We start from the raw sequence: 8384 nt of genomic DNA on the forward strand, positions 1-8384 counted from the left end.
GCCTACCGACCTCCCGCAGGCGCGCGGCGTGGCGCGGAGGGCGCCGCGGACGCGGACGCAGAAGGGATCACGGAGGGGGGCGGTGCGGCGGCGCCGAGGGTGCTCGCGTTCGTACAGGCACGAACGATCTTCGGGGAGAGCTCGATCGGGTCGAGGACGAGCGCGGGATCGGCCTCGCGCCAGGCGAGACAGGAAGTCTCGGCGAGGCCCTGGGCGTCGAGCGCGACGTAGGCCTCGACGAGGCGCTGGTGGATCTGCGCGAGCTGCGTGCGCGAGAGGTCCCCCGAGCCGAGCATGCGGCTCGCGCGCGCCACGGCGTCGACGTACCGGCCGTTGCGCACGTCGGCGGCGAGCTGCGGCAGGTCGGTCTCGACGCGGCGCTGGGCGTCGCGCGCGCGGCCTGCGCCTTCCGAGCGGACGAGCGCGCCGGCGCTCGCGGCGAGGGTCTTTCCTTCGGCCGTGAGCTCGAGCTCCGTGAGCGGCACGAGCACCACGTCGCCGCGCTGGAGCGCCTCGCCGCCGAGGCGGTTGTACCGATCGAGCATCCACGCCTTGTCGCGCTGGCCGAGGAAGCGGTAGGCGACGGTCAGCGTGGAGTCGCCCGGACCGGCGACGTAACGCAGGTTGTAGGGGACGCGGATCTCCTGGCCTTCGGTCGGCTGGATCCAGGGCTTGGCTTCGTTCGTGAGGGCGAGGACGTCGCTGCGATCGGGGTGGCCGAGCAGCGTATCGGCGAGCGAGGTCCAGGTCTCGCCGGCGGCGACGCGGTGATGCCCGACGGACGGGATCTCCAGGCGCATGCCGGGCACGATCGACAGGCCCCTGCCTGCGTCGAGGGCGTTCGCGGAGACGAGGATCTGCTCCATCTCGACGCGGCCGTACACGCGCTCGGCGATCTGCGCGAGCGTCTCGCCGGCGCGGACGACGTGCGGGAATGCGCCTGCGGGTCGGGCGGGGACGAGGAGGAGGGCGAGCGCGGTCGCCACGCCTGCGAGGGGGATCCTCCGCGGGCCGTGCCGGCGACCGAGACCTTGGCGAAGCACGCTCCGAGCGTACCAGACGGACGCGAGGAATGGCGACCGGTTACGCCCGCGGGGGGCAGAGGAAGGACGGCTCTGCCGCCCGACCGGAGCCCCCGACCGTCAGGCCAAGAGCGCCTCCAGGAGGGACAGGCTCTCCTCCTCTTCCGGATCGACGGTCCCGTCGGCCTTGACCATGCGTCGCGCGAAATCGAGCACCATCTGCCGGTGCGCGCGCGGGATGGCGGCCGGGTCGACCTCCTCGGCGCGCGGCGGCACTTGCAGCCAGCCCTCGACCTGCTTGGCCTCGTCCGGATCGAGCTTCAGCTCCTTGACCATCTTGTGGACGAGAGCGCGCTCCTTGGGCTTGATCTCGAGATCCGCCCAGGCAAACGAGCACACGAACCCCATCACCCGGAGACGATCCTCGCGGCTCAGGTTCTTCAGCATGACGGTACTCTATCAGACCTGGTCAGGACGGTGGGGAACGTCTACGGCCGCAGCGGCGGGCGCGGCGAGCGCTCGGGAGGGTCGAAACACGAGGGCCGCGAGCAGGCAGAGGACCGGCGTGATCACCACGTGATACCGGTCTTCGCCGAAGAAAACCGCGTGCGTCAGCGCCACGGTGGCGACGGCGAAGACGAGGTACCCGACGCTCGCGTTGCGGGCGGGCGCGCCCGGGAGCGGCAAGGCGCCGAAGAGCACGATCAGCAGGGCGAGCGGCCAGAACGGATGTGCGTCCGCGGAGATGCCGTGGAGGACGACGCCCACGACCGCGAGCAACGCGGCGATCTGCGTGAGCCGCGCGCGGAGCGGCAAACGCCCGAGCGGGGAGGCCACGAGGCCGAGCGCGGCGAGCGCGAGCAGCACGACGTGCACGGCGGTGAGCACGGCGCGGCCCGTGGCTTTGCGGGGCTCGGGCCAGGCCGCGGGGTTCGCCTCGCCGAGGTAACCCATCGGGAACGACTCGTGATCGAAGGTGTGGCCGAGCTTCTTCGGGACGAGCGAGAGCCAGCGGATCGGGTCGTTCGTGATCCAGCGCAGGCCCTCGTCGCGCCAGCATTGATCCTGCTGGACCTGGCCCGTGACGACCTTGCAGCCGTCGCTCGCGCGCAGCGTCTCGAAGCGCCCCGTCGCGTGCGGGGAAGCGCCGATCGCGAGGTTCCAGCCGGCGTTCGTCGACACGAAGGCGCACCCGTCCATCACGCGGCAGTTGCGCGCGGTCCAAGGCACGACGACGAGCACGGCGGTCGCGAGCGCGAGGCCGGCCGTGACGAGACCCTTCTTCAGCTTCGTCCGAAGCGTCCCGTCGCCCAGCGTGAACAGACCCAAGGCCGGCGCGCAGAGCAAGCTTTGCGGCCGGACCAGCGTGGCGAGGCCGAGCGTGAGGCCCGCGAGGAGCGCGCCGCGCAGGGGTTTTTCCTTGGCGTCCCGCGCGACGAGCCACCCCGCCGCGACGAGGCCGAGCGCGGCGAGCGGCTCCGTCATCACGAGCGCGGCGTAGATGATGAGGCCGGGATCGAGCGCACAAAGCAGGCCCGCGGCGCGCGCACGGTTCTTCGTCGTCGCGTACCGCGCGAGCCTGTGCACGAGCACCGCGACGAGCGCGCCCGTCACGGCATTGACCACGGGCGCGGTCGCGGGGCCTGCGCCGAAGAGGCGGTAGAAGATCGCGAGGAAGCCGCTGTAGCCGACGGGGTAGTGGCACCACGGGTGCCAGATGCGTTGTCCCCCGACGACGACATCGTCGGAGTAGCCGAGGCCCTCGGCGATGCGGCGGGCGCCGAAGTCGTAGTAGTGCCCGTCCCACACCGGCTCGCGGGCCCAGGCGATGGCGACGTAGAGGCGCGGCAGGAGCGCCAGCACGAAGAGGGCGGCTGAAAAGAGCCGATCCCGTCCTTCGTCCGAAGGCTTATCCACTGCTCCTCGCGCGCCCAAGGGAGAGATCTCGCAGCCTTCGCGAGTACGTCTTCGCGACCTGCGCAGGGTCGAGCTTCAGGTGCTTGGCGACCTGCTGGACGAAGCCCTGCACGTACACGAGCGCCGGCAGATCCCCGAACGACTCGTTCTCGATCGCGTTCAGGTGCGCGACGTTGATCTTCGTGCGCTGCGCGATCTCGGTGATCTCGATCCCCTGCGACTCGCGCACCTTGCGCAGGAGCGCGCCCGTGAACTGCGTCTCGGCGTTGATCTCGCGCGCGAGCTCGGCCTGGAGCATGGCGAGCTCCGCCATCTGCGCGGCGTTGCTGCTGCGCTGCGGCACCACCGTGGCCGGCGTGTCGTCGGGGAACGTGGAGAGGTCGTAGGCGCGGCGGCGCACGGGATCGAGCAGCGTGTCGTGCGCCTCCTCGATCCGCGCCTGCACCTGGCGCAACACCTCGGGCGCGACGACCGAGCAGAGCGGCAAGCTGCCCTCGCGGAAGATCTCCCGCTGCCGCTTCACGGCGCGGCGGATCTCGTCGTCGGCCGCGGTGCGTGGCACGCCCAGCACTTCGTACAGCGTGGCGGGCAAGGCGGCGGCGCGCTGCTGGGTGACGGGCGCGCGGGGCGGGAGCGCGCCGCCGCGGGTGCTCTGCGCGGCGAGCAGCGCGAGGATGCGGCGCGCGACGCGCTCGATGTTACGCGCGCTCTTCGACGTCGGGCTGTCGATCAGGAGCGGCTGCCTGCGCCGCACCGTCAGCCACACGGCGTCGTCGTGCTCGATGTGGCCGAGGTTCTCGAGCGAGATGCCGAGGAAACGCTCGGCGATCACGGACATGCTCACGCCGAGGTCGAGGTCCGAGCGCAGGCGTGTCTGCCCGACGACGAGGTGCGCGGCGACGCGGAGCATCTCCTCGGCCGCGACCTTGGCCACGCCGTCGTCGTAGCGCTTGATCTCCGCGACGATCGCGGGCGGCGGGGCGAGCGGCGGCAGCGCCGCGATCACCCGCTCGACGAGGCGCAACTTGAAGCGCTCCTTCGTGAGCGCGCGCCGCAGCACGCGCAGGTAGAGCGCGCGGCAGAAGCGGTACGTCGTCTCGATCGCGAGCGGCTCGGGCGCCGTCACGCAGATCCCCACGTCGGCCTGGAGGAAGAGATCCAGCGTCGAGGCCGTCGTCGAGGCGCCGAGGTTCAGCAGCACGTAGTCGACGTCGAGCTTCTCGATCTGCCTCGCCCAGTGCGACCCGCGGTTCGGGCGGATCGGCGTCGCCGTCATGGGATCGTAGGCCGTGGGCAAGAGGCGCAGACCCGGCACGATCGTGCTCACGGGCTTGGCCTTGCCCTCTTCGAGCGCCTCGCTCGTCACGAGCGGCGGCGTCTCCAGGCCGAGCACGCCGTGCAGGTTCGAACCGAACGGATCCGTGTCGCAGACGACGACCTCGCGGCCGAGCTGGGCGAAGTAGACGCCGAGGTTCACGGTGAGCAGCGTCTTGCCGACGCCGCCGCGCCCGCCTCCCACGGCGATCACCCGCCGCGTGCGGGCGCCCGAGGCTGACTCGATCATGGGCGGCGGCGGGATCGTGGGTGTCAGCCGCTCGTTGTCGTCGTCTCCGGGCACGGGCACGCCCGGACGTGTACCACAGGATCCGCTTGGCCAGCCCAGGACGCGCCTGTCTCGACACCTGGGCCCAACCAAGCTAACCGCCACGCATGGCCAAAGTCCGCCCCTTCCGCGCCTTCCGCCCCCCGCCCTCCTTGGCCCTCGACGTCGCGAGCCCGCCGTACGACGTCATCTCCACGGCCGAGGCGCGCAAGCTCGCGGAGGGCAACGCGGCGAGCTTCCTGCACGTCTCCCGCCCCGAGATCGACCTCCCCGAGGGCACGGACGAGCACGACGACGCGGTCTACGCCATGGGCGCGCACAACCTGGCGAAGCTCATCGCCGAAGGCGCGCTCGCCGCGGACCCCGAGCCGCACCTCTACCTCTACGCGCAGACCATGGGCGACCACCGCCAGATCGGCGTCGTCGGCTGCGCGGCCGTCTCCGAGTACCTCGCCGAGACGATCAAGAAGCACGAGAAAACCCGGGCCGACAAGGAAGACGACCGCACGCGCCACATCGAGGAGCTCGCCGCGCACGACGAGCCCGTCTTCCTCACGTACCGCAAGGACCCCACGATCGACGCGCTCGTCCGGGCCTCCACCGAGGCGCCGCCGATCTACGACTTCACCACGAAGGACGGCGTCGGCCATCGCTTCTGGGTGCTCGGCCGCGACGCCACGCGCGCCCTCGAAGAGCGCTTCGAGGAGGTCCCGTGCCTCTACGTGGCCGACGGCCACCACCGCAGCGCCGCCGCGGCCCGCGTGCACCAGACCTATCGCGGCGACGGCCGCGAGCACGACGTCTTCCTCGTGGTCGTCTTCCCGCACGACCAGATGAAGATCCTGCCCTACAACCGCGTCGTGCGGGACCTCGAAGGCCGCTCGCCCGAGGCGATCCTCGAGCGCCTCCGGTCCGTCATGCAGGTCGAGCCGCGCCCCGACGGCCTCGCCGCGACCCCGCCCGAGCCGCGCACCTTCGGCGCGTACCTCGCCGGCAAGTGGTACCTCCTCCGCGCCCCGCAGGATCCCGTTCGCGCCGAGGACCCGGTCGCCTCGCTCGACTGCTCGATCGCGCAGGACCTCCTCCTCGGCCCGATCTTCGGCGTGAAGGATCCTCGCCGCGACAAACACGTCGACTTCGTGGGCGGCATCCGCGGCTACGGCGAGCTCGAGCGGCGCGTCGACGCGGGGGATTTCACCTTGGGCCTCCACCTCTACCCGACGCAGATCGAGCAGCTCTTCGCGGTGAGCGACGCGGGCCTGCTCATGCCGCCGAAGAGCACCTGGTTCGAGCCGAAGCTCCGGAGCGGCCTCTTCGTCCACACCTTCTGAAGCGCCTGGCCGCTTGCCGAGCGGCCTTTTCCGTGGAAACGAGACTGCCCCACGCCGATGCCCCTCACGCGCCGCCAAGCCCTCGCCTCCGGCCTCGCCCTCCTCACGCTCGGCGGCGGCGGTTACGTCTTCTGGGCGGCGTCTCGTTTCCCGCCGGACACCACGCCCGAGGGCGCCTACCTGCGCATCGCCTATAACCTCTCGCAGGGCGACGCCCGCACCTGCTTCCATTACCTCGAAGACTCTGCGCAGCACGCCGCCTACAGCATCCGTGATTACCGCAAAAAGGCGAGCGAGCGCATCGCGCAGGCCTACCCCGAGCCCGAGCGCACGCGATTGGTCGACGCGTACCGCACGCACGCGACGGCCGAGGACGGGGCGGACGTCTGGGTGGACCTCGCCACGAAAAAGGGATTCGTGACGCGGCTCCGGCGGGACCTCTCCGGCATGGCGAAGGTCGAAATCGTGGGTGAGCGGGCGACGGTGGAGACGGCGCGCGGGACGCGGTATGGGTTTCGGCGGCGCGAGAATGGGATCTGGGGGCTCACGTTGTTCACGGCGGATCTCGTGGCCGAGTCGGAGCGGGCGGCGCGGGATTGGGACATCGTCGAGCGCGCGGCGAAGGATTACGAGCGAGGGCGTTAGGAGCGATTCCGATGGCAGACGACGACGACGATCTCCAAGGGCGGCTCGACACACTCACGGTCTCCGAGATGCGGCGCCGTGTCGACCTCGTGGTGGCTTTTTTGCGCGAGCAACGCCGCGCGCTCGCGGTCGAGGTGGGCATGACGCTCGAGGACGCCCCTGGGCCGCGGCCCACGGTCGACCACGAGCAAGGGCAGCGGCACTTGCAGGAGCTCATGGAAATGCTCCCGCTGCTCCGGAGGCGGCTCACGCCGGAGGAGCGCGCGCGGATGATGCCCCGGAGCGAAGCGCGGTCGGAGCAGATGAAGGAGGTCTTGGACGAGCTCGCCTCGCAGCCGGAGCTCTTTGATTCCCTCATGGAGGAGGGGGGACTCGACTACCGGCACGAGGACATCGTGCGGATGCGCGAGGACATCGAGAAGATGGACATGCTCAAGGACGTGGAGCGGGAGCTCCGGCTCCTCGTGGAGGAGATGCGCGCGTACCGGGAGCGGCTCGAAGCGAGCGTCGCGGACATCATGAAGAAGGCGGGGGAGCCTTCGAATTGAGGGGGCAGCCTGCTCGACAGCCGATTGAAGATCGTTACTCCTCCTCGACGACGCGGATGGGGAGCCACTTGAACCCGGTCACGCCCGCGTCGCGGAAGATGCGCCAGACCTTCGGGGTAACGACGAAACTGGGTTGTGAGAGCACGGCCGTCTTCAGGTCGCCGTTCCACCGCGCACGACCGAAGTGCTCCCACATGCGGTTCACGTCCTGGGCCCCTTCGAGGTCCTTGGCGCGGTAAACGAGGCGCAGGGGCTCCGGGTGCATCAACTGCACCTTGCTGCGACGGCAAGACTTGCACACGCGGTCCCAGGAGACCCCCGTCGACCGCGGGGACATCGGGTGCAACGTGTGCGAAGCCCATAATTGCCGCCAGGGCAGCTTGAGCTGCCGCATGTCCTCCTGCCTCGCGTACACGCTCCGGAAGGAGAGCCCCGAGAGCCCTGCGCCTTCGAGCGTCCCGCCCAGCCGCTCGTCCACCAGGACCTCGCTGTAGCTACCCACGGCGCGAAACTGCCCGAGCTTGTCCATGCTCTCCGCGTCGGACCCATCGAGCACGTACGCCGAGGTTTGTCGCATCCCTGCGCCGCACGTCGGGCATGCGGTCGAGAGGTCGTAGTCCGTGCCAAACCGGGGGCCTCCGAGGACTTCTACTTCAAGGGTGCCCGCCATCTCGATCAACGGCGCGGCCTCGAACTCCTCGTCCGTGTACTCGTCCCAGCGATCCTCGAACCATTCAACCTTGTGGACGAGAAGGAGTTGGAGGAGGAGAGGCAGACGAGGGTCGTTCGCGTCCAGTCGGACATCGACGAAGATTTGTCCGAGGACTGGCCTGTCTCTCACCTCCGCCACATCGGGCCCGCAGCCCGAGGGCGAAAGAACTGTTTGCTCCCGCCCCGGGATATCATTGCCATCGAAGCGTACGTGCACCTTGGTTTTCATCAGCTATGTCCTGCTGGCTCCCGCTGGAATCAATCCAGGAAATAATGGGCGATCGCCTTTCGCCAGTGCGGTCTCGATTTGTAGACGGACTTGTACACGGCCCAGAGCTTGGCCAGGTCTCCCCGCGCGATGCCCTTCGTAGCCTCGCGGAGCTCGTTTGTCACCACCGTGTGCTCCTCGCTCGAGAGAATCACCGACGGACCATCCAGGGGATCGAGGCTGACGTGCTTCATCCTCGCAGTCTCGTAGAGGTGGTGCGCTTGCCGTGCGACCAGGAAAGACTGGTCAGGAAGGATTGAACATGCGAGGTTCATGAAATTCTGAATCGTCGTCCAGTGGGTGCGAAACCCACCCGGCCCAGGGTGGACCTACACCAGC

Annotated in this window: 9 protein-coding genes; 3 read left to right on the forward strand and 6 right to left on the reverse strand. The window is 69.7% G+C overall.

The window, feature by feature from the left end; translation table 11 throughout:
• Positions 1-2: 2 nt before the first annotated feature.
• The 4 genes from E8A74_RS32110 to E8A74_RS32125 all read right to left on the reverse strand — a co-directional run bounded on the left by E8A74_RS32110 (position 3) and on the right by E8A74_RS32125 (position 4563).
• Positions 3-1043, reverse strand: coding sequence for a LysM peptidoglycan-binding domain-containing protein (locus tag E8A74_RS32110; RefSeq protein WP_232379842.1), 1041 nt, complete (start codon positions 1041-1043; stop codon positions 3-5).
• 99 nt (positions 1044-1142) lie between these two features.
• A complete protein-coding gene (locus E8A74_RS32115) occupies positions 1143-1469 on the reverse strand; it encodes a tellurite resistance TerB family protein (protein WP_136932932.1) in 327 nt (108 codons plus the stop codon).
• 12 nt (positions 1470-1481) lie between these two features.
• A complete protein-coding gene (locus E8A74_RS32120; protein ID WP_232379843.1) occupies positions 1482-2939 on the reverse strand; it encodes an ArnT family glycosyltransferase in 1458 nt (485 codons plus the stop codon).
• A complete protein-coding gene (locus tag E8A74_RS32125) occupies positions 2932-4563 on the reverse strand; it encodes a helix-turn-helix domain-containing protein (protein WP_232379844.1) in 1632 nt (543 codons plus the stop codon). The genes E8A74_RS32120 and E8A74_RS32125 overlap by 8 nt, the downstream gene beginning before the upstream one ends.
• A gap of 86 nt (positions 4564-4649) precedes the next feature.
• Here E8A74_RS32125 and E8A74_RS32130 point away from each other — a divergent pair, with 86 nt between their 5' ends.
• From E8A74_RS32130 to E8A74_RS32140, 3 genes are read left to right on the forward strand one after another with little or no spacing between them, the layout of a single operon-like run.
• Positions 4650-5873, forward strand: coding sequence for a DUF1015 domain-containing protein (locus E8A74_RS32130; RefSeq protein WP_136932934.1), 1224 nt, complete (start codon positions 4650-4652; stop codon positions 5871-5873).
• Between the two features lie 57 nt (positions 5874-5930).
• The gene (locus E8A74_RS32135) at positions 5931-6518 is read left to right on the forward strand and encodes a hypothetical protein (protein WP_136932935.1); all 588 of its coding nucleotides are present in this window, start codon (positions 5931-5933) and stop codon (positions 6516-6518) included.
• 11 nt (positions 6519-6529) lie between these two features.
• A complete protein-coding gene (locus E8A74_RS32140; protein ID WP_136932936.1) occupies positions 6530-7066 on the forward strand; it encodes a hypothetical protein in 537 nt (178 codons plus the stop codon).
• A gap of 34 nt (positions 7067-7100) precedes the next feature.
• On the opposite strand, the gene E8A74_RS32145 is transcribed toward E8A74_RS32140, so the two are convergent.
• Positions 7101-8006 (reverse strand): hypothetical protein, encoded by a 906-nt coding sequence (locus tag E8A74_RS32145; protein ID WP_136932937.1) that lies wholly within the window; start codon positions 8004-8006, stop codon positions 7101-7103.
• 29 nt (positions 8007-8035) lie between these two features.
• Positions 8036-8239 (reverse strand): hypothetical protein, encoded by a 204-nt coding sequence (locus tag E8A74_RS32150; protein ID WP_136932938.1) that lies wholly within the window; start codon positions 8237-8239, stop codon positions 8036-8038.
• Positions 8240-8384 lie beyond the last annotated feature (145 nt).

Origin of the sequence: Polyangium fumosum (assembly GCF_005144585.1) — a bacterium.
Taxonomy (GTDB): domain Bacteria; phylum Myxococcota_A; class Polyangia; order Polyangiales; family Polyangiaceae; genus Polyangium; species Polyangium fumosum.

Bases quoted from the DNA above. Each gene is read 5' to 3' on its own strand.
- E8A74_RS32145 (WP_136932937.1), bottom strand. From the start codon at position 8,006: ATGAAAACCAAGGTGCACGTACGCTTCGATGGCAATGATATCCCGGGG.
- E8A74_RS32140 (WP_136932936.1), top strand. From the start codon at position 6,530: ATGGCAGACGACGACGACGATCTCCAAGGGCGGCTCGACACACTCACG.
- E8A74_RS32115 (WP_136932932.1), bottom strand. From the start codon at position 1,469: ATGCTGAAGAACCTGAGCCGCGAGGATCGTCTCCGGGTGATGGGGTTC.
- E8A74_RS32130 (WP_136932934.1), top strand. From the start codon at position 4,650: ATGGCCAAAGTCCGCCCCTTCCGCGCCTTCCGCCCCCCGCCCTCCTTG.
- E8A74_RS32150 (WP_136932938.1), bottom strand. From the start codon at position 8,239: ATGAAGCACGTCAGCCTCGATCCCCTGGATGGTCCGTCGGTGATTCTC.
- E8A74_RS32135 (WP_136932935.1), top strand. From the start codon at position 5,931: ATGCCCCTCACGCGCCGCCAAGCCCTCGCCTCCGGCCTCGCCCTCCTC.